Origin of the sequence: Micromonospora sp. CPCC 205561, from assembly GCF_036906775.1 — a bacterium.
Lineage (GTDB): Bacteria > Actinomycetota > Actinomycetes > Mycobacteriales > Micromonosporaceae > Micromonospora.
In genome coordinates this window covers 76,712-102,013 of the sequence record NZ_JBAKHV010000014.1, presented here as the reverse complement: position 1 = coordinate 102,013, position 25,302 = coordinate 76,712, and the positions used below count along the sequence as shown (strand labels likewise).

The 25,302-nt window shown below is 73.8% G+C and carries 16 protein-coding genes and 1 pseudogene; 8 read left to right on the top strand and 9 right to left on the bottom strand.

What is annotated here, in order from left to right:
* On the bottom strand, positions 1 to 2,695 hold a 2,695-nt coding region (locus V6V16_RS10795), incomplete at its 3' end, for an AMP-binding protein (protein ID WP_334561777.1).
* Between the two features lie 219 nt (positions 2,696 to 2,914).
* Here V6V16_RS10795 and V6V16_RS10790 point away from each other — a divergent pair.
* Positions 2,915 to 3,751 (top strand): hypothetical protein, encoded by an 837-nt coding sequence (locus tag V6V16_RS10790; protein WP_334561775.1) that lies wholly within the window; start codon positions 2,915 to 2,917, stop codon positions 3,749 to 3,751.
* Positions 3,732 to 4,772, top strand: coding sequence for a 3-dehydroquinate synthase family protein (locus tag V6V16_RS10785; protein WP_334561773.1), 1,041 nt, complete (start codon positions 3,732 to 3,734; stop codon positions 4,770 to 4,772). The genes V6V16_RS10790 and V6V16_RS10785 overlap by 20 nt, the downstream gene beginning before the upstream one ends.
* 43 nt (positions 4,773 to 4,815) lie before the next feature.
* On the opposite strand, the gene V6V16_RS10780 is transcribed toward V6V16_RS10785, so the two are convergent.
* Both V6V16_RS10780 and V6V16_RS10775 read right to left on the bottom strand, forming a co-directional pair.
* Entirely contained in the window at positions 4,816 to 5,013 is a 198-nt protein-coding gene (locus V6V16_RS10780) for a hypothetical protein (protein ID WP_442934062.1), read from the bottom strand.
* A gap of 93 nt (positions 5,014 to 5,106) precedes the next feature.
* A complete protein-coding gene (locus tag V6V16_RS10775) occupies positions 5,107 to 6,297 on the bottom strand; it encodes an ATP-grasp domain-containing protein (RefSeq protein WP_334561771.1) in 1,191 nt (396 codons plus the stop codon).
* 1,294 nt (positions 6,298 to 7,591) lie between these two features.
* On the opposite strand from V6V16_RS10775, the gene V6V16_RS10770 reads away from it, so the two are divergent.
* Entirely contained in the window at positions 7,592 to 11,260 is a 3,669-nt protein-coding gene (locus tag V6V16_RS10770) for a non-ribosomal peptide synthetase (protein WP_334561769.1), read from the top strand.
* Between the two features lie 110 nt (positions 11,261 to 11,370).
* Positions 11,371 to 15,081, top strand: coding sequence for a non-ribosomal peptide synthetase (locus V6V16_RS10765; protein WP_334561767.1), 3,711 nt, complete (start codon positions 11,371 to 11,373; stop codon positions 15,079 to 15,081).
* 255 nt (positions 15,082 to 15,336) lie between these two features.
* Here the strand turns inward: V6V16_RS10765 and V6V16_RS10760 are convergent, their stop codons facing one another.
* From V6V16_RS10760 to V6V16_RS10750, 3 genes are read right to left on the bottom strand one after another with little or no spacing between them, the layout of a single operon-like run.
* Positions 15,337 to 16,032 (bottom strand): HAD-IA family hydrolase, encoded by a 696-nt coding sequence (locus V6V16_RS10760; RefSeq protein ID WP_334561766.1) that lies wholly within the window; start codon positions 16,030 to 16,032, stop codon positions 15,337 to 15,339.
* A gap of 37 nt (positions 16,033 to 16,069) precedes the next feature.
* The gene (locus V6V16_RS10755) at positions 16,070 to 17,203 is read right to left on the bottom strand and encodes a Gfo/Idh/MocA family protein (protein ID WP_334561765.1); all 1,134 of its coding nucleotides are present in this window, start codon (positions 17,201 to 17,203) and stop codon (positions 16,070 to 16,072) included.
* On the bottom strand, positions 17,200 to 18,363 hold the full coding sequence (locus tag V6V16_RS10750) for a DegT/DnrJ/EryC1/StrS family aminotransferase (protein WP_334561764.1): 1,164 nt from the start codon (positions 18,361 to 18,363) through the stop codon (positions 17,200 to 17,202). Before V6V16_RS10750 ends, V6V16_RS10755 begins: the two co-directional genes overlap by 4 nt.
* 335 nt (positions 18,364 to 18,698) lie before the next feature.
* On the opposite strand from V6V16_RS10750, the gene V6V16_RS10745 reads away from it, so the two are divergent.
* From V6V16_RS10745 to V6V16_RS10730, 4 genes and pseudogenes are all read left to right on the top strand, one after another.
* Positions 18,699 to 19,130, top strand: coding sequence for a type II 3-dehydroquinate dehydratase (locus V6V16_RS10745; protein WP_334561763.1), 432 nt, complete (start codon positions 18,699 to 18,701; stop codon positions 19,128 to 19,130).
* Positions 19,131 to 19,221: 91 nt separating this feature from the next.
* Positions 19,222 to 19,575 carry a DoxX family protein gene (locus tag V6V16_RS10740; RefSeq protein ID WP_334561762.1) on the top strand — a complete coding sequence of 118 codons (354 nt, stop codon included), beginning with the start codon at positions 19,222 to 19,224 and terminating at the stop codon, positions 19,573 to 19,575.
* An 8-nt stretch (positions 19,576 to 19,583) separates the two neighbouring features.
* Positions 19,584 to 20,492: pseudogene (locus V6V16_RS10735) on the top strand (ROK family protein); the annotation flags it as partial.
* Between the two features lie 41 nt (positions 20,493 to 20,533).
* On the top strand, positions 20,534 to 21,094 hold the full coding sequence (locus V6V16_RS10730; RefSeq protein ID WP_334561761.1) for an NADPH-dependent FMN reductase: 561 nt from the start codon (positions 20,534 to 20,536) through the stop codon (positions 21,092 to 21,094).
* Between the two features lie 328 nt (positions 21,095 to 21,422).
* Here the strand turns inward: V6V16_RS10730 and V6V16_RS10725 are convergent, their stop codons facing one another.
* Genes V6V16_RS10725 through V6V16_RS10715 form a run of 3 tightly spaced genes read right to left on the bottom strand, consistent with a single transcriptional unit; the run spans position 21,423 to position 25,302 of the window.
* On the bottom strand, positions 21,423 to 22,931 hold the full coding sequence (locus tag V6V16_RS10725; protein ID WP_334561759.1) for an MFS transporter: 1,509 nt from the start codon (positions 22,929 to 22,931) through the stop codon (positions 21,423 to 21,425).
* Positions 22,928 to 24,739 carry an IucA/IucC family protein gene (locus V6V16_RS10720; RefSeq protein WP_334561758.1) on the bottom strand — a complete coding sequence of 604 codons (1,812 nt, stop codon included), beginning with the start codon at positions 24,737 to 24,739 and terminating at the stop codon, positions 22,928 to 22,930. The genes V6V16_RS10725 and V6V16_RS10720 overlap by 4 nt, the downstream gene beginning before the upstream one ends.
* A complete protein-coding gene (locus V6V16_RS10715; protein WP_334561783.1) occupies positions 24,736 to 25,302 on the bottom strand; it encodes a GNAT family N-acetyltransferase in 567 nt (188 codons plus the stop codon). Before V6V16_RS10715 ends, V6V16_RS10720 begins: the two co-directional genes overlap by 4 nt.

Sequence of the window (25,302 nt, the reverse complement as noted above, 5' to 3'; positions counted from 1 at the left end):
GGAGGCCGGCGGCCCGGCGGCGGGCGGCCAGGGCGTGCAGGGCGCCGACGGCGGCGGCGGCCCGCTCCCGGCCGGCGGCGCCCAGCAGCAGGGCGGACGGGGCGAGGACGGTGAACGCGGCGGTCGGGAGCCGGGCCACCGCGTCGAGCGTCGCGGCGAGGCCGAGTAGTCGGGCCGCGCCCTCGTCGTCGGCCAGGTCGTCCTCCGACGGGCAGAGGAAGACACCGGCGGGCGGCTCGTCGCCCGCCCGGTCGGCGGGCAGCGCGACGGCGTCGGCTCCGGCGGCGGTGAGTTCGGCGGCCAGGTCCGTCAGGGCGGGCCCGGCCGTGGCGCCGATGTGGAGCAGCCGCAGCCGGCGGGCGCGGTGCGCGGCGACGAGGTGTCGGGTCAGGGCCGCGCCGGCCGGTCCGTCGGCGCCGGTGACCAGGATCGGGCCGTCCGGGTCGGCCACGGTCACCGGCCGCGCCGGCACGGCCGCGGGGGCCGGCACGAGGACCGCGTGCCGGGCGGCTCCGTGCCGCAGCGCGACCTGCGCGGCGCCGGCATCCACCACGGCGGGCAGCAGGGCGGTCGAACGGTGTCCGGCGTCGTGGTCGACCAGCACGATCCGGTCCGGGTACGCGGCCTGCAGGCTGCGCCCGATCGCCGGGACGGCGCCGGCCGCCGGATCGGGCCCGGCCCACCCGGCGGCGGCAGCTCCCGCGCCGGGGCCCGTGGCCGCGTCGCCGGTCACGCCGGTCACGCCGGGCGCGTCGCCCGCGGCGGCGTCGCCGGCCGGGCCGGTCAGCAGCACCAGCCGGGTGCCGGCGAACCGGTCGTCGTCGAGCCAGCCGCGCAGCCGGTCGGCGAGGTCCGCCGCGGCGGCGTCGGTCGACCCGGCCAGCAGTACCGTCACGTCGGGCACGTCCGGGGCGTCGCGCAGGGCGGCCAGGTCCCGGTGGGACCGGAACCGGTCCCCCGGCGACGCCGCGCGCAGCGGCGCCACCAGCGCCTCGCTGCCGGGACCGACGAGCGCCCAGCGGCGGGCCGGGGCGACGGCGGCCTGCGCGGCCGTCGGGACGGGCGCTTCGACCGGCGGTACGGCGTTCAGGTCCAGTGGCCGCCAGGCGAGCAGGCTCAGCGCCTCGTGGTGGCTGCCGTTGACGGCCCGCAGCCGCGCCGGCCGGTCGAGCAGGAGTCGCCGGGTGACCTTTCCGGAGGCGGTACGGGGCACCTGCCCGATCTCGTACAGCTCCTCCGGAACCTTGTGGTAGGACAGCTTCTCCCGGCAGGCGACGTACCCGGCGCGGGGGTCGAAGCCCTCCGGCCCGGGCACCACGAAGGCCACCGGCACCTCGCCGAGGACGTCGTGCGGGCGGCCGGTCACCGCCACGTCGGCGACGCCGGGCACGGCGCGCAGCGCCTCCTCCACCTCGGCCGGGTGGATCTTCTCGCCACCCCGGATGATCAGTTCCTGGTGCCGGCCGGTGACGAAGATGTTGCCCTCGGCGTCGCGGCGGGCCAGGTCACCGGTGCGGTACCAGCCGTCGCGCAGGGCGGCGGCGGTGACCTCCGGCAGGCCGTGGTAGCCGAGCATGACGCTCGGCCCGCTGACCCACACCTCGCCCTCCACGCCGGTCGGCACGTCCAGGCCGGTCTGCGGGCTGACCAGTCGGACCTCGACGCCGGGCACCGCGCGCCCGCAGGAGCCCTCGACCCGGGGCTGGTCCGGCCGGGTGACGGCGATCGAGCCGCAGGTCTCCGTGCTGCCGTACGCGTCGAGCAGCGGCGCGTCGAAGACCTCGTCGAACGCCCGGCGCAGCGCGCCGGTGGTGATCGCCCCGCCGACCAGGCAGACCCGCAGGGCCGGGGCGCGGAAGCCGGCCTCCCGGGCGGCGGTCACCAGGTGGTGGTACATGGCCGGCACGCCGGCCAGCACGGTGGCCTCGTCCTCGTCGACCGCGCGCAGCACGTCGTCGGCGGAGAAGCCGTCGATGAGCCGGGCCGTGGCACCGACCGCGGTCACGCTGAGTACGCATCCGATGTGCGACAGGCTGTGGAACAGCGGCAGCGGCCAGACCACCCGGTCGGCGGCGGTGAGCCCGGGGATCGGCACGTAGCAGGCGGCGACGGACCAGAGGCAGGTGCGCTGGGTGGAGAGGACGCCCTTGGGCCGGCCGGTGGTGCCGGAGGTGTAGAGCATCCAGGCGACCTCGTCGAGGCCCAGGTCGTCACGGGCGTCCACGCCCGCCTCGGTGTCGACCAGGTCGCGCCACGCGGTCACCCCGGCGGGCACCGGGCCGTCCCCCGTGACCACGAGCCGCAGGGCCGGCCGGGCGGCACGCAGCCGCAGCAGTTGGTCGAGGTGCCGCTCGTCGGTGACCACCAGCACGGCACCGGAGTCGTCCAGCAGGTGGGCCAGTTCGGCGTCGGTGCTGTGCGGGTTCACCGGTACGCCGACCGCGGCGGCCCGCGTCACGGCGAGCCAGGCCTCGACCGTCTCCACCCGGTTTCCGAGGCAGAAGGCGACCCGGTCGCCCCGCCCGACCCCCGACGCCGCCAGGTGACCGGCCAGCCGGCGGGTCCGCGCCGCCAGGTCGGCGTACCCGACCGCCCGACGGTCGTCGCGGAACGCGACCTTGTTCCCCAACCTGGCGGCGTGCGCCTCGATCAGATCGGACAACGGCTGGATCAGGTCGCTCCGAAGCAATGTCACCACATCCGTCCGTCGGCGAGACTCCTCATCCGCGGCGTAGACCTCGCTCGCCGTAGCGGCCCAAGTCTTCCGAGCACCCTGCCGACGTCCTACCCCTGTCACCCCCTAAGTCGTCCCCAGATCGGACCGCTGATCCGTTGGTGGAACGGGCCGCAGGTCGATGATGGTGCGACCCCCGCAGACCGTCGAATCCCGTGCTCCACCCGCCCGTCAGCCGAGGTGCCGTCGTTGGAACGCTGCTGGTTGTTCGCCCGCTCGGCCATGTCGGCCGAGGGACGCCCGGACACGCGGGTGGTCGAGCTGGTCGGAACCGTCCTCATCGACCTGGTCGCCGCCACGCGCCGGGCCGATCCGGGCATGGAGTGGTTCTTCGACCCGGAAGCTTCGCCGACCGGGTCGCACGTGAGCCTCGGCTTCCACGCCACCCCGGCGGCGCTCGCCGCGGTACGGGCCCGGCTGCTCGCGTACGACCCGGGGGTGTCCTTCCCCGCCGGCCGCTGCGTGGTGCGCGACGCCGCCCGGGGCGGCCCACTCGCATCCGCGGGCAGTGACCTGGCCCTGGCCCTGCTCGGCGGCGACGCCCCCTGGCTGGCCGGCGTCGAGCTGCCGCTGGCCGTGGCGCACCTGCGGCACCTGACGGCGCTGGTGCCGGCGGCCAACCGGCTGGCTTTCCTCTTCCTGCACTGGCAGGAGCGCGGCCAGCGACTCACCGCCGCGCAGCGGCGTGACCTGGCGGCGCAGGCGGACGCCCGGGCGGAGAAGATCGTCCTGTCGGCCGGCGACCTGCCGCTGGGCGGGGCCGTCGCGGTGGCGTGGAGGCATTACCTGGACCGGGTGGCCGACGTGGTCGGCCGGGAGCACCCGGCGACGCCGTCCGGCTTCCTGCTGGCGCACCACGCGCAGCTCACCCACGACCGGTGGGGCATCGGGCCGGAGGTGGACTCGCTGGCCGCGCTGGCGCTGCGCCTGTCGATGGTCCGGGACCGCCCGGTCGTCGCCGCGCCCGTACCCGTCGCGCAGAGGAGGCAGCAGCCACATGCACGTGTCCGCACCTGACCGTCGCGGCCCCGCCGAGCCGGCCCGGATCGAGGTGGCGCTCGGGGAGCGCGCGTACCCGGTGCTGATCGGCCCCGGCGTGCGCCACCGGCTCCCGGCGGAGGTGGCGCGGATCGGCGCGCGGCGGGTCGTGGTGGTCTCGGCCCGGCCGCCGGAGTGGACGCCCGACCCGGGCGTGCCGCACCGGGTGGTGCCGGCCCGCGACGGCGAGCACGACAAGAACCTGGCCACGGTGGAGCAGCTCTGCCGGGCGTTCGCCGGGTTCGGGCTGACCCGCGCCGACGCGGTCGTCTCGTGCGGCGGCGGCACCACCACGGACGTGGTCGGGCTGGCCGCCGGCCTCTACCACCGGGGCATCGCGGTGATCCACCTGCCGACCTCGCTGCTCGCCCAGGTGGACGCCAGCGTCGGCGGGAAGACCGCGGTCAACCTGCCGGAGGGCAAGAACCTCGTCGGGGTGTACTGGCAGCCCAGGGCGGTGCTCTGCGACACCGAGCAGCTGGGCACGCTGCCGGGGCGGGAGTGGCGCAACGGGTACGGCGAGATCGCCCGGGCGCACTTCATCGGCGCGGGCGAGTTGCGCGACCGGCCGGTGGCCGAGCAGATCGCCGCCTGCGTGGCGCTCAAGGCCCGGGTGGTGGCCGCCGACGAGCGGGACTCCGGCCTACGGCACATCCTCAACTACGGCCACACCCTGGGGCACGCGTTGGAGCGGGCCACCGACTTCGGGCTGCGGCACGGCGAGGCGGTCGGCGTCGGCACGGTCTTCGCGGGCCGCCTGGCCGGCGTCCTCGGCCGTGTCCCGGCCGAGCGGGTGGCCGAGCACCACGACGTGGTGGCGGGCTACGGCCTCGACACCGCGCTGCCCGCCGACGTCGACCACGACGAGCTGATCGCGCTGATGCGCCGGGACAAGAAGGCCACCTCGGGCCTGTCCTTCGTCCTGGACGGCCCGGCCGGGCCCGAACTTGTCGCCGACGTCCCCGAGCACGCCGTCCGGGCCGCCCTCACGGACATGTGACGGTCTGGACCTCCACCGCCGTCGGGCCGCCGACCGAGCCGGGTCACCGGTCGATCGGGGCACGCAGGATCGGCTCGGCACGGGTCCACCGCACCGCGCCGACGATCTGCGGCACGAGGGCACCAGCGAGCGGGGCGGCCAGCGTCGCTCCGTTGCCGGGTGAGTGGCGGGTGTCCTGCTCGCCGTACCGGACGTCGACCGGGACAGCGATCTCCGCGAGGTCGGAGGGCCAGCGCCCCACGGCCAGGACGGTGTCCCGGGCGTAGCCCGCCGGGCCTCGGGTGAACCCCTCGGCCCTCCCCCGGACCGCGACCACGGCCCGGGGGACGACGCGTCACCTGCCCAGCGCCCGCTGGATCTGCGCGATCAGCACGCCGCAGGCGTAACGGTCCGAGGCACCGACCATGCCGACGATGGTCGCCGGCAGCGGGCCGTTGTCCGTCTCCGCCGGATCGTGGTGCATGAACACGACGAACTGCTCCCGGTCGATGAACGGCGCGAGGATCGGCTCGGCGTCGACGCCGGGGGCCAGCGAGAAGAACGTGGTCATGGCACAGGGGTGCCGGCCCAGCAGCGAGCTGCGGTGCAGCAGCGACGTGGTGGCTCCGCTGACGCGGAAGTTGGGGTCGATGACCCGCAGCTCGTCGTCGCGACCGATTCCGGCGTCGAAGGAGCAGTACCCCCGGTACCCGAGTTCACTGGCCTTTCGGACCCCTACGGTCAGCGCTTCGACCAGCTCCGCCGGCGGCTGGTCGTCGTCCATGACACAACCGACCCACGTCGAGGTGGGCTGCGGCAGGTGTACGGACGCACCGAAGTACTGCACCGCTCCGCTCTCGGTCACGCCGAACTGGAGGCCCCAGATCGTCCGGAAGGGCACCTCCTCCTCGACGATCCACCGGTCGCTCACCTGTTCGAGCTGGTTGAACAATGCCCGGTTCCGCCGATCCTGCAGGCGCCTGGTGAAGATCGCAATTCCGCTGTACACCTCGACACCGGCCGGTTTGATCACCGCCGGCCGGCGGTCCTGCCGCACCATGCGGCGTACCTCCTCGGGGGTGGCGACCTGACGCCGGGGCAGGTATTCCGGTGCCACCAGTGTTTCCAGCACGGTCTTGTTGTTGAGGCGGGCCAGCAGGTCCGGGGACACCCGGGCCCGAGCGGCCCGCAGCTGCGGATCGTGCGGGGGGAACTGGAACTCCAGCGTCTCGCCCCGCTCGGCGGCGTCCCGGGCGAACTGCACCGCCTGCGCACCGGAGCGGAACTCGCGCAGATCGCTCGGCGTCTTGAGACCACACCGGCTGATCAGCCGCAGCGACTTGTCCGCGCTGGACCCGGTGCTGCAGATGGCCGCCGACTGGTGCGGAAGGGTCAGGTGGAGGCCCGTGATCATGTCCAGCCCGTTGTGCAGGGCGGCGCCCGCACCGGCGAGATAGCGGCTGTCAGCGGTCGCCACCGGATCGGGTGGTCGGGCGAGGACCACCCCGTCGTGGGCGAACACCTGTACCTGGATAGGAACGTGCACTGGATCTCCTGACATGCCGGCCCACGGAGGGCCTCGGGGTGGCACGAAGTCGGGTTCGCCACGACGACCGGCGGAGAACGTGGCCGGAGGTGTGGGCTCCCGGTCCTGATGGGGCCGCTCGGCCACGAGAGTCGGGCGTGCCGCGTGCACCGACCGGACGGTCTCAGGCTGGACCGGCCAGGTAGCGGGCTGGCTTGTGGTCAGCGCTGCGTAGGCGAGGTGCACACCAGCAGTCGGTGCCAGATTCGCCGGCCGCCGACTGGGTCATGATCACCAAAGCATAGCCAGTCCTCATTGCCCGGGGATGGGCCGGTCAGCCGAGGACGGGCACCCTTTTCGCGACCGAAACCGCCAATTCTCCGAACCCGACCCCTCGACTCGGGTTGACCGAAAAGATGTTTTCGAAAGGACCGCGCCGGACCGTTCGCCATCGAACCGGGACAATCCTGCACCGCCCCTCTCGGAGGGTACCTACCGGCCGCTATAGAAAAGATATAGCGCCATGCGCTTTCGCAGGGAAGTTGGCGTATCCGGCCGAGATCAGGATCAGCGTTCCGGGCTGGACACCGCCCTGGGCAGCACACACGGGCGATCCGCCGCCGACGATGCGGGACGGGACCCGGGCCGGCCGATGCTCCGGGCGGGCCCTCGGCCGCCCGCGGCCCGGGATCTCCGCCTGACGCAATAGGGGTCGACGTGCGTTTCTCTAGGGGTGTACGCCACTCCGCCGGGCTTCGTAGGGTCGGGCCCCATCGGTTCGTCGTTCCCTTCAATCGCACCGGATCGGGGACGGTTGTGGGTGTGCGGCGCACGGATGGACGGGAGGTGCCGGTGATCGGGTCGGGCACCGGCCTGCTCTTTTCGATCAACGACGAGGCCGCGACCCGGGATCCGGACGGTGACCCCGTCCTGGTCGCACGGCGGTTCCCGCGCACCGGCCACACGACAGGGCCGCGCGCCCGGCGAACCGCCCCTGCGAACCGACCGGAATTCGCCCGGTGGCACCGTACCGGGTCCACGACGGGCCGGCGGGGCCGCTCGGCAACCGCCCTCCGTCGCCACCCGCACGGCCCACGAACCGCGTGCGGCACGACGGGGTGCGCCTCGCGGAGACAGCGGCCCGTGATCCACGTGGACGATGTCGGGGCTCCGCGCCCGCCACACCCCCCGTCACAGCGAGCCGTCCGGCGGACGGCACCGCGGCCGACCGGCCGTTGCGGCCGCGTGCCTTCCGGTCGCCCCCTTTCGATCGGAGGTTGAGCTGATGTCTGTCGGGTTCGATGGTGCCCGGAGCGTGGACGGTGCGGTTGACGCCGGGACCCTGGACCTGGTGGGCGACCTGCGCCGGCCGACGGTGTGGCCGGCCCGGGCCGCCTCGGTGCACCGGGTGCTGCCCTCCTGGCTGCCGGCCGGCGGTCCGGCCGGCGACGTCGTGGTGGCGGGGCTCGTGGCGGTCCTGGCCCGCTGGACGGCCCAGCAGGAGGTGGTGGTGGGCCTGCCGTCGGGTGGCGGCGGTTCGGCGCTGCGGGTGGAGGTGACGGGAGATCCGGGTTTCGCCGAGTTGGTGGCGCGGGTGGGTTCGGCGCTGAGGGCGCCGGTGGCGGTGGGCCGGGAGCCGGTGGGCCCGGTGGCGCTGGGGCTGGTGGACGCTTCGGTGGCCGACGCGGGGCCGGCGATGGTGGACGTCGACCTGGCGGTGAGTGTGGCCTCGGACGGGTCGGCGGTACGAGTGGACTACGCGGCGGAGGCGTTCTCGGCCCAGTGGGTGCGGAGCCTGCTGGCTCAGATCGTGGTGCTGGTCTCCGCCGGCCTGGCGGAGCCGGGGGTTGGCCTGTCGGGGTTGCCGTTGGTGGGGGATGCGGAGCGGGAGCGGTTGTTGGGGTGGGGTCGCGGCCCGGTGCGTGAGGTGTCGGGTCAGCCGATCCACGAGTTGGTGCTTCGGTGGGCGCGGCGCACGCCGGAGGCCGTGGCGGGTGTCGCCGACGGTGAGGTGCTGACGTACGGGGAGCTGGATCGTCGGTCGGGTGCGCTGGCGGTGTATCTGCGGTCGCTGGGTGTGCGGCCCGGTGACGTGGTGTCGCTGGCGTTGGAGCGTGGGTTGTGGTCGTTGATCGCCACGATGGGCGTGCTGCGGTCGGGCGCGGCGTATACACCGATGGACGTGTCGTGGCCGGCGGAGCGGATGCGGGTGCTGTTGGCCGACCACGGCGCGCGGGTGGTGTTGACCGTCGGTGCGGTGGCGCCCCGGATTCCGGCTGGAGACGGGGTACCGGTGGTGGCGTTGGATGACGACTGGTCGGCGGTGCGGGCGTGCGAGCCGGTGGGCCTCCCGGTGGTGCCGGCTGACGCGCCGGCGTTCGTGATCTACACGTCGGGCTCGACGGGTACGCCGAAGGGTGTCGTGCTGACGCACGAGAAATTGACGAACTTCCTGGTGTGGATGACCGACGAGTGCGCCATCGGGCCCGACAGTCGCATGCTGCACTGCTGCGCGCCGGTGTTCGATGTGGCGTTGGGTGAAATCTTCACCGCCCTCACCAGCGGCGCCCGGGTCGTGGTGTGTTCCCGCGACGACCTGCTCGACGCCCGCCGGCTCTCCGACCTGATCGCCAAGGAACAGGTGACCCACGCCTTCTGCCCACCCACCAACCTCGCCGCGGTCGACCCCGCCGACTGCCCGAGCATGTCGTGCGTGACCCTCGCCGGGGAGCCGGTCCCGCCCCACCTGGCGCACCGGTGGCTGACCGCCGGCACCCGGCTGGTCAACGCGTACGGGCCGGCGGAGGCCGCGGTGGCGTGCACCTGGTTCGACGCGTCGGTCGGCTGGAACGGCCCGTACGTGCCGATCGGGTGGCCCATGCCGAACCGGCAGATCCGCGTCGTCGACCCGGCCCTCAACCTCGTGCCCATGGGTCTGCCGGGCGAAATCCTCATCACCGGCTTCGGCGTCGCCGACGGCTACCTCAACCGCCCCGACCTGACCGCACGACGATTCGTCACCGATCCGTACGGCGGCGGGCTCGCCTACCGCACCGGCGACATCGGGCGGTGGAACGCCGCCGGAGCCCTGGAGATCCTGGGCCGCATGGACCACCAGGTCAAGGTCAACGGCATCCGCATCGAACTCGGCGAGGTCGAAAGCGTCCTCACCCGGCACCCCGACGTGAGCGCCGCGGTCGTCGTCCGCCGCGAGCACCGGGGCGCCGCCCGCCTCGTCGGCTACGTCACGGGCCGCGACGGCCGCACCCCCGCCGCCGCTGAGCTGCGGGAATACGCCGCAGCCGTGCTCCCGTCCTACATGGTGCCCGCCGTCATCATGACCCTCGACCGGTTCCCCACCGGAGGCACCGGAAAGCTCGATCGCCGAGCGCTACCCGAGCCCGGCTCACAGCGTCCCGAACTCGGCGTGGAGTTCGTCGAGCCGGCGACGAACTCCGAACGCCTGGTCGCCGGAGTGTTCGCGACCGTCCTCGGCGTCGACCGGGTCGGCACGCGCGACAGCTTCTTCGCCCTGGGTGGCACGTCGTTGCAGTCGGCGACCGTCGCCACGCGCATCGACGAGGCCACGGACGTGGTCGTGCCCGTGTCGCAGATCCACCGCACCCCCACCCCGCGCGAACTGGCCCACTGGCTCACCACCGCGCCCCGCCGCACCGGGACCGGGTCGACCGCCGGTCGGACCGGCCAGCGTCCCGGCCCAATTCCGCTCGCGCAGCAGGTGGCGAAGTGCCTGATGTCGCCGCTGGAGGTCGTCAACCCGGTCACCTGGTGGGTGGAGGGTGAGCTGGACCTGCGAGCGTTGATGGCCGCCCTGGGCGACGTGCACCGCCGACACGAGGCGCTGCACGCCCGCTACCGTCGCGTCAACCCCCCAGTCGCCATCATCCCGCCGAAGCCCGGCCTTCCCCAGCTGCGACTGCTCACCGACGCCACCAGCGAACAGCAGGCGCTGGACCAACTCGCCGAAGCCGTCCAGCAACCGCTCGACTACACCCAGGGCCACAACTGGCGCGCCGCCCTCATCCGCGAGAAGTCCAGCAACCGGATCCTGTTCGGCGTCGGCATCCACCACATCGCCTTCGACGGATGGTCACACTCGCTTCTCGTCCGCGACCTCAGCCACGCCTACACCGCCCGGCTCCGCGGCGCCGCCCCCGTCTGGGAACGGCCGGCGACGACGCTGCGGCAGTCGTACGACGAACACACCCGGCTGCGCGACGCCGCCGACCTGGCGAGCCAGCGGGCATACTGGCGCGACCAGCTACGCGGGCTGCCCCGTCAGGGTCACGGCCAGCCCACGGCGTCGCTCGAGCAGGCGCTGGCGTGGGGACCGAAGGCCGGTCACATCGTCACCGTCGGCCCCGAGACCATGCACCGCTGGGACGACGCGGCGAGGGAGCAGCGGTTCAGCCGGTCCAGTTGCTTCGTCGCCGCATTCGCCGCCGCGCTGCGCGCCGTGCACCAGCAGGACGACATCGGCCTGCTGATGGTCGTGGCGAAACGGGGCAGCCGCGTCCTCGACTGCGCCTTCACCACCCGGCTCAACCTCAACTGCGTCCGGGTCCGGTTCGACGGACCCGAGGACGGCGGGCTCGTCCTCCGGGTCAACGAGACCGTCAGCGACCTCATGCGGGCCCAGGACGTCCCCTTCGCCGAGATCGCCGACGACCCCACCGCCGGGATCCCCAGCGAGGTGGTCGCCAGCCTGCCGACCTTCGTCTACCAGGACAACGTCGTCCTTCCGCTGGAACTGCCCGGCTGCCGGACCGAGGAGGTCGTCGAGCCGTACGCCCGCGAGGTCCCCAACGGCCTCACGGTCGAGGTGCTGCCCCGCGCCGACCATGCTCTGCTGCGTGTCACCATCCGTACCGACTACCTGCCGTACAGCTTCGCGGAGGAGCTGAACGGCCACATGCTGCGGTTCCTCGAGGCCGGACCCGCGGTGGCCGCCACCGTTGGTTGAACCCTGGGTTCCCCCTGCCGTGCGCGCGGACGGTCGCGTCCACGGAGTTCCTGTTTTGCTGACCGGCCGTACCCGTACAGGTGACGCCGGCCCTGATCGGAGGTTCGCTGATGTCTTCCGGGATCGTTGATCGTGAGTCCGGGGCCGTGGGTGTCGCCGGGTCCGGCACCGACATCGAGGCCCTCGACCTGATGGCGGACCTGCGGCGACCGTTGGTGTGGCCGGCCCGGGCGGCGTCGCAGTCGCGGACGCTGGAGCTACCCGACCCGACGGGCCTGGAGCCGGCCGGTGTGGTGCTGCTGGCCGGCCTCGTCGGAGTGCTGGCCCGGTACACCGGTCAGGCCGAGGTGGCGCTGAGCCTGTCGGGGGGCGGGTCGGTGGTCCGCGTGGGTGTCCTGGACGATCCGGCGTTCGGTGAGCTGGTCAGCCGGGTGGGTGCGGCGTGGACCACGCCGGTGGTGGGAACGGGTCTGCCGGGGCCGGTCGTGGTGGGCATCGCGGACGGCCCGGTCGCCGAGGTGGGCCCGGAGTTGGTGGACGTCGACCTGGTGTTGACCGTGGCCTCGGACGGGTCCGGGCTGCGGGTGGACTACGCGGCGGAGGCCTTCTCCGCGGACTGGGTGCGCGGTCTGCTGAACCAGACCGAGCTGCTGGCGTCGGCCGGGGCGCGGGAGCCCGAGATCCCGCTGTCGGGGTTGCCGTTGCTGGGTGCGGCCGATCGCGACCGGCTGCTCGCGTGGGGACGGGGCCCGGTCCGGCCGGTGCCGGACGCGCCGATCCACGACCTGGTGCTGGCGTGGGCACGCCGGACACCGGAAGCGGTCGCGGGCGTCGCCGGCGGCGAGGTCGTCACGTACGGGCAACTGGCACGGCGGTCGGAACTGCTGGCCCGACACCTTCGCTCGGCCGGCGTCGGCATCGGGGACGTGGTGTCGCTGGCGCTGGACCGCAGCGTGTGGACCCTCGTCGCCACCCTGGCGGTGCTGCGGGCGGGGGCGGCGTACACACCGATGGACGTGTCGTGGCCGGCGGAGCGGATGCGGATGCTCCTGGCCGACCACGGCGCCCGGGTCGTGCTCACCGTCGGCGAGGTCGCCGCACGCGTCCCCCGGCCCGACGGCGTACGGGTGATCGCCCTGGACGACGAGTGGTCCACGGTGGAGGCGACCGGACCGGTCGACCTGCCGGTGGTGGACGCCTCCGGGCCGGCGTTCGTGATCTACACGTCGGGATCGACGGGCAAGCCGAAGGGCGTGGTGTTGACCCACGCGATGTTGACGAACTTCCTGAGCTGGATGCGCGAGGAGTGCGAGGTCGGTCCGGACAGCCGGATGCTGCACTGCTGCGCCCCCGTCTTCGACGTGGCCCTGGGCGAGATCTACACCGCGCTGACCTCGGGCGCCCGCGTCGTGATCTGTTCCCGCGACGACCTGCTCGACGCCCGCCGGTTGACGGAGCTGATCGCCCAGGAGCAGACCAGCCACGCGTTCTGCCCGCCCACCAACCTCGCGGCGGTCGACCCCGCCGACTGCCCGAGCATGTCGTGCGTGACCCTCGCCGGGGAACCCATCCCGCCCCGCATGGCCCAACGCTGGCTGGCCGCCGGTGCCCGGCTGATCAACGCCTACGGCCCGGCCGAGGCGTCCGTCGCCTGCACCTGGTACGACGCCAGAGCCGGCTGGGGCGGCGCGTACGTGCCGATCGGTTGGCCCATGCCCAACCGGCAGATCCTCGTCGTCGACGCGCAGTTGAATCTCGTCCCCATGGGGGTCCCCGGCGAGATCCTCATCACCGGCAAGGGCGTCGCCGACAGCTACCTGCGCCGACCCGAGCTGACCGCAGAACGGTTCGTCACCGACCCCTACGCCGGCGGGATCGCCTACCGCACCGGCGACCTGGGCCGGTGGAACGCCACCGGGGCCCTGGAGATCCTCGCCCGCATGGACCACCAGGTCAAGATCAACGGTATCCGCATCGAACTCGGCGAGATCGAAGCCGTCCTCGAACAGCACCCCGACGTCGGCACGGCCGTGGTCGTCCGCCGGGAAGACCAGGGTGTCGCCCGGTTGGCGGGCTATGTGACCGGCCGGGACGGCCGGACACCGACCGTGAGCGAACTACGGGCACACGCCGCGACCGCCCTGCCCTCGTACATGGTCCCGGCCGTGATCATGGTCCTCGACAGGTTCCCGGTCGGCGGCACCGGGAAGATCGACCGCCGGGCGTTACCGGAACCCGGTAACCGGCGCCCCGACCTCGACGTGGACCACGTCGCACCCGCAACCGACGAGGAACGACTGGTCACGGGCGTGTTCGCCACCGTGCTGGGTATCGAGGGCATCGGCACCCGCGACAGCTTCTTCGACCTCGGCGGCACCTCCCTACAGTCCGCCGCGGTCGCCGCCGCCATCGACGAAGCCGCCGACGTCGTCGTACCCGTCTCGCAGATCCACCGCACGCCCACGCCGCACGGCCTGGCCCACTGGCTCACCACCGCGCCCCGCCGCCCCACGGCCGAACCGGAACCGCCCGTCACCGGACGCCCCGGCCCGGCCAGGCCCGTCCCGCTGACCCTGTCGGTCGGCAAGTTCGTCTGGCTCCCCTTCGACCTGGTCTGCCCGACCACCTGGTGGATCGAGGGCGAACTGGACCTCCGCGCGCTGATGGCGGCGCTCGGCGACGTGCACCGGCGGCACGAGGCGTTGTACGCCCGCTACCGGCGGGTGGACCCGCCCGTGGCCATCGTCCCGCCGAACCCGGGCATGCCCACACTCCGGCTGCTCACCGATGCCACGAGCGAACAGGAGGCGCTCGACCAACTCGCCGATGCGGTGCAGCAGCCGCTGGACTACACCCAGGGCCGCAACTGGCGGGCCGCCCTGATCCGTGACAAGTCCACGAAGCGGGTCCTGTTCGGCGTCGGCATCCACCACATCGCCTTCGACGGATGGTCACACGCGCTGCTCGTGCGCGACCTCAGCCACGCCTACACCGCCCGCCTGGCCGGCCAGGCACCCGGGTGGGACCGCTCCGCACCCACGCTGCGCCAGTTCCATGACGAGCACACCCGCCTGCGGGATGCCGCCGACCTCGACGCGCAGCGGGCCTACTGGCGCGAGCAGCTACGCGGACTCGCCCGCCAGGGCGAGGGCCGGCCCCAGTCGCTCCTGGAGCAGACCCCGACCTGGGGCCCGAAGACCGGGCACGCCGTCACCGTCTCCGCCGACGTGCTGGACCGCTGGGACCGGGCCGCCCGTGAACACCGGTTCAGCCGCTCCACCTACTTCGCCGCCGCCTACGCCTCCGCGTTGCGCACCATCCACCGGCAGGACGACATCGCGATGCTGATGATCGTCGCCCAGCGTGGCAGCCGGATCCTCGACTCCACCTTCACGAGCAGGATCAGCTCCAACTGTCTGCGGGTCCGGTTCGACGGGCCGGAGAAGAACCTGATCCGAGCGGTCCAGCACACGGTGGACGGGCTGATGGCCGCCCAGGACGTCTCCTTCCTGGAGATGACCACCGACCCGGTCCTCGGCATGTCCCGCGAGGTGGCCAACAGCCTGCCCTCCTTCGCCTACCAGGACAACCTCGTCCTGCCACTCGAACTGCCCGGCTGCCGGACCGAAGAGGTCGTCGAGCCGTACGCCCGGGAGTGGTCGGGTGCCTGTCTCGCCGAGGTGCTGCCCGGTGACGGGGGCGCGCTCCTGCGCGTCACCGTCCGCACCGACCTGGTCCCGGCCCCCGTCGCCGAGATGCTGGCCACCGGCATGCTCCGCTTCCTGGAAGCCGGACCCGAGGCCGCCGACGAGGCGCGCTGAGAGGGAGCGATCGGCCTGCCGCATCCTCCGCCCGTTCCACGAGTCCGGTGGTGGCCAGGGGCAGGTCCGGCCCCTGCGAGATGATCCGTAGCGGCGGGTCCGGACGCTCGGTGCGAGACGCCCGGGTGACCGCCGCGAGGTCGAGGGCACCCAGCGCGGCGTGCTCGCTGTCGAAGACGACCGGCTCCGGGCCGTGCGTGTCCGGGCGACAGCGGGCGGGGCGGTGCGGTGCGGGTCTCGGACGGCCGGTGCGGGTCAGTGGACGAGGGCTGCGGGGCAGTGCGCGAGCAGGTCCGTCGGGGCGTGCAGGACCAGGTCGGGCCCGGCGGCGAGCAGCGCGGCGACGTCCCCGCCGTGCCAGGTGGTGGCGACGGCGGTCGCCCCGGCGTCCCGGCCGCTGAGCAGGTCGATGACCGCGTCGCCGACCATCATCGCCTGTCCCGGCGGCACGTCGAGGTGCCCGAGCGCCTGGAGCACGATGTCCGGGGCGGGCTTCGGGCGGGTCACCTCGTCGGAGCCGATCACCTGGTCGAAGAGGCCCAGCACGCCGAGCGTGTCCAGCAGGGAGCGGGCCCGGGGGCCGCTCTTGCCGGTGGCGATCGCCATCCGGATCCCCCGGGAGTGCAGCGTCTCCAGGGTCTCCCGGACGCCGGGGAAGAGCGGCACCAGGTGCGCCATCCGGTAGCTCTCCCGGACGAACGGCTCCTCCATCTCCAGCGGCAGCCCCATCAGGCGCATGATGTCCGGGAAGTACCGGCCCATGTGCCGGTTGTACTCCTCGAACGGCGCCGGCCCGTCGCCCACCACCTCGGCGTACGCGATGCTGAACGCCTCCCGCATGACGGCCGAGCTGTCGACGATGACGCCGTCGAGGTCGAACACGACCGCGCGGATCGGGCCGCGGGCCGGCGACGGCGCGGTCACGTCGACCGTGGACGATGGATGGCTCATGGCTGCTCCCGGAAGCGAGTGGGGCCGACGGTGGTTCTCACCGGTCGCGATGGCCCGCCAGCGCGTGCTGCCGCTCCGGCCGGGTGGGCCGGGCGGACTGGTAGATCCGTTCGATGATGTCGATGGTCCGGCGGGCCTCGGCGACGGCCGCGCCCCGGCCGGCCGGGTCGGCGAGCAACCCCGGCAGGGCGTCGAGCTGGCGGTCGTACTCGGCGCCGACCGGCTCCTCGGGCAGCGGGAGCCGGACGGTCTCGCCGTCGCGGGTGCGGGTCAGCACCGGCGTGGGCTCCCGGTTGGGGCTGAAGCCGAACGTGCAGCGCAGCGTCGCCGACCCGGCGGCGCCGTGCACGGTCACGGTGGTGCGGTCCAGCGACTCGTGCGAGGCCCAGCAGGCGTGCAGGGCGACCGAGGCCCCGTCGGCGGTGAGCAGGAAGCCCCGCGCGGTGTCCTCGACGTCACCGCGGTCACGGCCACCGGCACCGGCGTCGCTGCGCCAGGCGGCGTGGGCGGCGCTGTCGTTGACGAAGTCGTCGGAGACGCTGCCGATGGCGTGGGTGACCCCGGTCGGGCCGAGCATCGGCAGCACCGTGTCGAGCAGGTGCCAGCCGAGGTCCACCAGCGCTCCCCCGCCGGAGAGGTCACGGCGGGTGAACCAGCCGCCCGCGTCGGGCACCCCCCGGGCGCGGACCCAGGCCACGTCGACGTGCCGGATCGGGCCCAGCTCGCCGGCCACCGCGGCCAGCGCCCGGACGTCGGCCCGGTAGCGGGCGGCGCTGCCGGCGAGCAGCACCGCGCCACCGTCGCGTTCGGCGTCGGCCAGCAGGGTCGCCTCGGCGGAGGTCAGGCAGACCGGCTTCTCCAGGAACACCGGTACGCTCCGGCGCAGCAGCCGGACGGCGACGTCGGCGTGCAGGTGGTTCGGTACGGCGACCACCACCAGGTCGACCGCTCCGCCCGGCAGGTCGTCGACGTCGGCGTACGCGGACGCGACGTGGTGGGCCCCGCGGGCCCGGTCGCGGACGCCGGGCTCCGGGTCGACCACGGCGGTCACCTCGAAGCGCGGATGCGCGGCGAGGCGGGGCAGCCAGATCTCCCGTCCGGCCCACCCGAGGCCGGCCACCGCGACCCGCACCGGGCGGTCGGGCGCGGCGGCCGGGGGCAGGGCCGTCATCCGGCGAGGACGTCGGCGAGCACGGCGGCGATGTCGTGCATCTGCTGCTCCGTGCCGAGCAGGGTGCGGTGGTGCAGCCAGACGCAGTCGGAGTGGATCTGCTCGACGTTGGGGCAGCGGGCAGCGATCGCCTCGACCGACTCGTCGGGGGCACCGGCCTTCCAGAAGCCCTCGCACCGGTAGATCGCGCGGAACGCCACGAAGGCCGGGACGCCCCGGGCGATGAGCGCGTCCACCACTTCGCGGCGGCGCTCGATGGTGATCCCGGGAACGCGGAACATCGCCATGTAGTGCGGGTTGCGGTCGGTGCGGGGGTCGGTGGCCTGCGGAACCACGCCGGGGATCTCGGCGAGCAGGCTCGACAGCAGCGGCCAGCGCTGCTCGCGTAGCGCGATCTGGGCGTCCAGCCGGGACAGCTGGGCGCGCAGCACGGCGGCGGTGAACTCGCCCATCCGGTAGTTCGAGCCGGTGGTGCCGTGCAGGTAGTCCCGGTCGGTGCGGGGCCGCCCGCAGCTGTGCACGAGGAACGCCCGCTCGCGCAGCTCCTCGTCGGGGAAGACGACCGCCCCGCCCTCGCCGGCGGTCATCAGCTTGCCGTTCTGGAAGCTGAACGCGGCCACCGAGCCGAGCGCGCCGGCCCGCCTGCCCTGCCACTGCGCGCCGTGGGCGTGCGCCGCGTCCTGCAGCAGCGCCACGCCGGCGTCGGCGGTGAGCTTGTCCAGCGCGTCCATGTCGGCGAACTGACCGGCCATGTGCACCGGCATGACGACCTTGGTGCGGGGGGTGATCGCGGCCTCGACGGCGGCCGGGTCGATGCAGTAGGTGCCCGGGTCGACGTCGACCGGCACGGCGACCGCGCCGAGGCGCTGGGCGGCCAGCGAGGAGGAGATGAACGTGAAGGCCGGTACGATCACCTCGGTGCCCGGCCCGACGCCGAGCACCTCCAGCGCGACCTCCAGGGCGTGGGTGCCGTTGGTGACGGCGAGCGCGTGGGGCGTGCCGTGGTAGTCGCCGAACTCCCGCTCGAAGGTGTCAACCTCGCTGCCGCCCATCCGCCACCACTGGCCCTGTTCGAGCGCGCGGATCAGTCCGGTCCGCTCCTCGTCGCCGAACTGCGGCCACTCGGGGAACTCCGACACCGTCGAGGGCTGACCACTCATGACTTCCCACTTCCCAACTCGGGCAGACCAGGGGCTTCGCCGGACCATCGGCCGGGACGGCCCGGGACCGCCGGTACGCGGTCCGGGCACACCGGGGCGCCGGATGGCCGGTTCGAGGTAGGTGACACTCCCGTTGGAGCCGGCAGCGTCGTTTCAGCAGGGAGGACGGTAACCGACCCGGACGCACGGTCACCGCCCCTAACAGCCCCTAGGCACCCCTTAGTCCGCCCGTGCCGCGGCCGCCGCCGGTTCGCCCGGCGCCGCGGGCGTAGTAAGACTGCGTGGACCAGTCATCGGGCCTTGTCGGGACAGGGCCGCGCCCAGCGAGGTGAAGCGTGTCGGACGTGCTGCTGCTGAACGGCCCGAACCTGGGCATCCTCGGCCGACGGGAGCCGGAGATCTACGGCACCGACACGCTGGAGGACATCGAACGCGCGGTCGACGAGGAGATCGCGGGGCGGGGCTGGCGGGTGGTGGCCGAGCAACACGACTGCGAGGGCGCCCTGATCCGCGCGATCCAGGAGAACTACGACACGGTGGGCGCCATCGTCAACCCGGGCGCCCTGATGATCGCGGGCTGGAGCCTGCGCGACGCGCTGGCCAACTACCCGCGCCCCTTCATCGAGGTGCACCTGTCCAACGTCTGGGCCCGGGAGAGCTTCCGGCACGACTCGGTGATCGCCCCGCTGGCCAGCGGCCTCATCGTCGGGCTCGGGTCGCTGGGTTACCGGCTGGCCGCCCGCGCCCTCGTCGCGACCGTCCGGTGACGACCGGAGACCTCGCCGTCCGGCGCGCCCGGCGCCGCCGCGGCAGCGGTACGGTCGTCCGCACGTCCCGCCTCTTCCCGAAGGACCTCACGTGCACATTCCGATCCTCGTCCTGACCCTCGTCCTCGCCGCGGTCTTCCTGGGCACCGCCGTGCCGAAGCTCACCGGGCAGGCCCAGATGCGCGAGCGGATGGACCATCTCGGCGTCTCGCCCGGGCTGACGCGCCTGCTCGGCGTGCTCGAACTCGCCGCGGTCGCCGGCCTGCTGCTCGGCCTGCTCTGGCCGCCGCTGGGCATCGCGGCGGCGATCGGTGTCGCCCTGCAGATGGTGGGCGCGGTGGTCTACCACGCCCGGGCGAAGGACCCGGTCGGGGTGACCCTGACGCCGGTGATCTTCGCCGTGGCCGCCCTCGCGCTCGTGGTCCTGCACGTGCGGCAGGGCTGAGGCCGGGCGTGTCCGGTCCACAGCACGGCGACGGCGTGCTGGGTGTCGACATCGGCGGCACCAAGGTGGCGCTGCGCGCGGAGGCGCCCGGGCGACCGGCGTACGACCGGACCTTCCGCTGGCCGCGCGACGCGGACCCGGCCGCGGACCTGGCCGCGCTGGCCACCGAGGTGGACCGGCTGCGCGACGCGTGGGGGCCGGTGGGCGCGGTCGGCGTGGCGATGCCGGCGACCACGGACCCGGCGGGCACCGTCACCACCTGGCCCGGGCGGCCCGGCTGGGCGGGGCTGGACCTCGCCGGCTCGTTGCGCCGGCTCTTCCCGGACGCGGCGACCGCCGTCGCCGACGACGGTGACCTCGCCGCGCTGGCCGAGGCCCGGCGCGCCGGCGCGGCCGACGTGGTCTACCTGGGCGTCGGTACCGGGATCGGCGGCGGGGTGGTGTTGTCCGGGCGGTCGGTGCCCGGCCGGTCCTCCGCCGAGATCGGTCACATGGTCGTCGCCCTCGACGGCGAACGCTGCGACTGCGGCCGGCTCGGCTGTCTCCAGTCGATCGCTTCCGGCCCCGCCACCCTGCGCCGCGCCGCCGCCGGTCGCGACGGCGGGAAGGTAAGCTTCGACGACCTGCGGGCAGGGCTCGACGAGAGCCGGCCCTGGGCGGTGGCGGCGGTCGACGCGAGCTGCCGGGCGCTGGCGGCGGCGGTGGTGAGCCTCGGCGAACTGCTGGACCCGGCGGTGGCGATCGTGGGCGGCGGGTTCGCTGCCAACCTGCCCGGCTTCGTGCCGCTCGTCGCCGAGCGGGCCCGGTCCGCCGGCCGTCCCGGGCGGCCGGCGCCGCCGGTGCGCGCCGCCGCCCTCGGCGCGTCGTCGTCCCTGCACGGCGCGGTGGAGCTGGCCCGTGGCCTGACCGACGCGTCGCCGCCCGGTCGTTCCGTCCCACCCCTCGAAGGAGATCAACCATGGTCAGGATCGGTGTCATCGCCGGAAGCACGCGGCCCGGCCGCAAGGCCGACGCCGTGGCCCGCTGGGTGACCGACGTCGCCGCCAAGCGGGGCGACGTCTCCGCCGAACTGGTCGACATCGCCGGCTACGACCTGCCGCACTTCGACGAGGTGATGCCGCCGTCGATGGCCCCGTCGAGGCGCCCCGCCGTACGCCGGTGGGCGGCGACCGTCGCCGGATTCGACGGCTTCGTCTTCGTCACCCCGGAGTACAACCACTCGATCCCGGGCGCGCTCAAAGACGCCGTCGACTTCCTCTTCGAGGAGTGGCGCAACAAGTCCGCCGGCCTGGTCAGCTACGGCGTACACGGCGGGACGCGGGCCGCGGAGCACCTGCGGCTGGTACTCGGTCAGGTCGGCGTCGCCGACGTACGCTCGCAGGTCGCGCTCTCGCTGGTGACCGACTTCGCCAACTTCCGCGACTTCCGCCCGGCGCCCCAGCACGAGCAGGCCGTCGGGACCATGCTGGACGAGGTGGTCGCCTGGGCCGGCGCGCTGCGGGCGCTGCGCCGGGCCTGACGCCGGTCGGTCGGCGCCGAAGTCCCCTCCGTCCAGGACCATCCCCGAGAAGCCGGGGTCGTGGCCCGCGCCAGGTGCGCGGGTGGTCGTCGGGCAGTGGAGGCTGTCGCGGATGAGCCGGATGACGGTGTGCCCGAGTTGGCGTTCCTGCCTGGCACCCGCACCGCCCGGCTCACCTGCGACCCCTCACGCACCACGGCATCGTGACCGGGCGACGCCACCGTCCACAATTCACGGTCGGTGGCACGGGCGGCGGGTGCCACCGGGCGCGAGCGCGCCAGACGGCGTCGTCCCCGACAACCGTCAGCGCAGGTCGGACGGTCCGGCCTCAGCCGGCTCGCTCGGCGCGCAGCAGCAGCGCGGCGGCGACGCAGCCGCCCGCGAAGACGGCCACCGCGCCGAACGTCTGGCCGGTCTCCAGCGCGGCGCGGAACGCCGCGGAGACGGCCGCGCGCTCCGGCTCGCCGCGCGCGGCGGCCAGCGCGGCGGGGAACGACCCGGCGCCGGCCACCGCGGTGGGCAGCAGGGCGGCGAAGCGGGCGTTGAGGATCGCGCCCAGCACGGCGACGCCGAGGCTGCTGCCGACCTCCGTCATGGTGCCGTCCACGCCGGCCCCGGCCCCGGCCTTCTCCGGCGGGATCGCGCTCATCACGGCCTCGACGATGGCCGGGTTGGCCACGGCGCAGCCGGCGCCCATCACCAGCAGACCCGGCAGCAGCACCCCGTAGCTGTCCGACGGGGCGTGGGTGATCAGGGCGAGGCCGCCGGCGAGCAGCGTCATGCCGAGGGCGATCGACCAGGGCAGGCCGATCCGGCGGATCACCCGCGCGGCGACGCCGCCCACGTTGAGCAGGACGATGGAGAGCGCGAACGGCATCATCCGCAGCCCCGCCTCCCAGGCCGAGTAGCCGCGCACGAACTGCAGGTGCTGGGTCAGCAGGAAGAGCGCGCCGGTCGCGCCGAAAGTGATCAGGACGACCCCGGACACCGCGCCCACGAAGCGGGGGTTGCGGAAGAAGTGCATGTCGAGCATGGGGTCGGCGACCCGCCGCTCCCAGGCCACGAAGGCGGCGAGCAGGAGCACCCCGGCGACCGCCGCGCCGAGCACGGGGGTGGAGCCCCAGCCCCGCTCCGGCCCGGCGATGATCGCGTAGACGACCGCGGTGAGGCCACCGGTGGAGAGCAGCACCCCGCCCAGGTCGAGGCGCCCGCCGGCCGGCCGGCGCGACTCCGGCACCAGCGCCCACGCCGCCGCCAGGCAGGCCAGCACGATCGGGACGTTGACCAGGAAGATCGCCCCCCACGGAAGGTGGGCGAGGACGAGCCCGCCGAAGGGCGGCCCGGCCGCGAAGCCCAGCGCGCTCGCCGCGGCCCAGAGGCCGATCGCACGCGACCGCTCGGCGTCGTCGAAGATCTGCATCGCCACCGCGAGGGTGGCGGTGACCAGGAACGCGCCGCCGATCCCCATGCCGGCCCGTGCCGCGATCAGCTGGCCGCTGGACTGGGCGAGCCCCGCCGCCAGCGATCCGAGCCCGAACAGCACGAGTCCCGCCAGCAGCATCCGCCGGCGGCCGTACCGGTCGGCCGCGCTGCCCGCGGTGAGCAGCAGTCCGCACTGCACCAGCGCGTACGCGTTGATCATCCACTGGACGTCGGCGGTGCTGGCGGATAGCTCGGTCGTGAGCACCGGGATCGCGACCGTCAGCACCGTGTTGTCGAGCACCACGGTGACCTGGGCGAGGCAGAGCACCGCGAGGATCAGCCACCGGCCCCGTAGCCGGGCGTCGACGCCGCCGGCCGGTGCCCCGGCGGCCGGCGTGACCGTCGTGGCCGTCATCGGGCCGGGGCGAAGCGGGCGAGGGGGTTGGTCAGGGTGCCGACCAGTTGCAGCGCGGCCGACGGGTCGGCGAGGTCGACCATCTGCTGGTTGTTGCGCAGCTGGAGCCGGTTCAGGCAGGAGAGCGCGAACTCGGGGGCGAACAGGTCGTAGCGCCGCAGCCGCTCGGCCAGGTGCGGGACGCTGTCGGCGTAGTCGGCCGCGCACTCGGCGACCGTCCGCCAGAAGGCGTCCTCGTCCAGGACGTCCTCGGTGACGAGGAGGGCGCTGAGGTAGCGCAGGAAGCCGTCGAAGACGTCGGTGAAGATTGACAGCAGCTTCATGTCCTCCGGCACCTCGGCCCTGATCCGCCGGACCTGCGGCGGCAGGTCCGCGTCCGGGTCCATCACCACGATCTCCTCGGCGATGTCCTTGAAGACCGCCCGCTCCACCGTCGCGCCGTCCAGCACGAGGATGACGTTCTCGCCGTGCGGCATGAAGGCCAGGTCGTAAGCGTAGAAGCTGTGCAGCAGCGGGGTCAGGTAGGCGTCGAGGTAGCGGCGCAGCCACACCCGCGGCGCCAGCCCCGACTGCGCGATCAGCGCGGCGGCCAACGAGCGGCCCTCCCGGTCGGTGTGCAGCAGCGACGCCATGGTGGCCAGCCGCCGCCCCGGCTCCAGCGCCGGCACCGGGCTCTCCCGCCAGAGGGCGGCCAGCATCTTGCGGTACGGGGAGTACCGGTCGGTCGCCGCCTCGTACTCCAGGTGCCGGTACCCGACGGCGGCCCGCTCACGGATGATCGTGAGCCCGGTGCGCTTCAGCACGTCGTCGCCGTCGATCAGCTCGGCGAGCCACTCGTTGATGGCCGGGGTGGCCTCCATGTACGCGGCCGACAACCCCCGCATGAAGCCCATGTTCAGCACGGACAGCGCCGTCTTGACGTAGTGCCGGGACGGGTCGGTGACGTTGAAGAAGGTGCGGATCGACTGCTGGGCGAGATACTCGTCGGGGCCGGGGCCGAGGCAGACCAGCCGGCGCTGCGCCACCTCGGCGGCGAACGTGACGGAGATCCTGTTCCACCACTGCCACGGGTGCACCGGGATGAGCAGGTAGTCGGCCGGGTCGAGGCCCAGCCCGGTCAGGGTGTCCGTGAAGCCGGCGAGCGTGTCGGCGCCGAGCTCCGCGCGGATCAGGGTGTCGTAGTCGAGGTCGTCGGCGCAGGTGAAGGTCGTCCGGTCGCGGTGCCCCGCCACCCAGACCAGCCGCACCGGCTGGCCGGTCTCCGGAGCGTACGCGCGGTACTCGTCGATGCCGAAGCCGATGCGGCCGTTGTTGGCGACGAAGCCCGGGTGGCCCTCGGTCATCTGGGTCTCGATGGTCTGGAAGTCCGCCCGCGCGAGCTCGGCGGCGCTCGGCGCCGGCCGGTCCAGCTTGTACGCGGTGCTGGCCAGGGTGGAGCTGATCTCCTCCAGGTAGACGGGGAGGATCTGGTCGGTGAGCCCGAGTGCGCCCCGCAGGTCCAGGCAGAACTCCAGGGCGTCCAGCGGCAGTTCGGTGTCGCCGCGGTGGCGGGTGACGCTGTCGGCGTCGATCCGCCAGTGGTCCAGGGCCAGCAGGCTCGCGGTGAACCGGTAGACGACCTCGCCGTCGTCGCCGCGGACCTGGTACCGCCGCGGCCCCGTCGCGGGCGCCGCCGGGTCGGCGTCGAGCGGCTCGGGCGTGAGCAGGCGTTCGTGGGCGAACTCGGCCAGCGCCTTGCGGACCAGCAGCCGGTTGGCGTGGGCCCAGTTCGCGGGCGTCAGGTGGGCCACGGATGCGAGCGGGTTCACGCGGGCACGTCTCCTCGGGTTGCGGCGGCGAACTGGTCACGGGTGCAGACGCTGAGCAGCGCGTCCTTCTCGGGCTTGCGGATCGGACCGACGACGGTGAAGCCGACGGCCGCGTTCAGGGCGTGCACCGCCGTGTTGCGTACGTCGGGCTCCACCACGACCCGCCGGGTGGCCGGGTCGGCGAAGAGCCACGCCATCACGGTGGTGATCACCGCCCGGGTGAAGCCGTGCACCGGTGCGTCCGCGGGCGCGCAGAGGAAGTGCATGCCGACGTCGCCCTCGGCCGCGTCGTGGAGGCCGACGAGCTCGACGTGGGCGGGGTCGTACCGCTCGGCGAGGAACGCCGGCCGGCCGGCGTGCAGGCCCAGGAACGCGTCGTGGTGCGGGTGCGCGGCGATCCGCCGGTACTCCTCGGCGACCCGCTCCACGTCGGCGTCCTGCATGAGCCAGAACGCCGCCTTCGGGTGGGTCACCCAGCGGTGCAGCAGCGCGGCGTCGCCGTCCGGGTCGAGGGTACGCAGGGCGAACTCCCCGAGCCGGTCGTCGACCCGGCGGTGGACCAC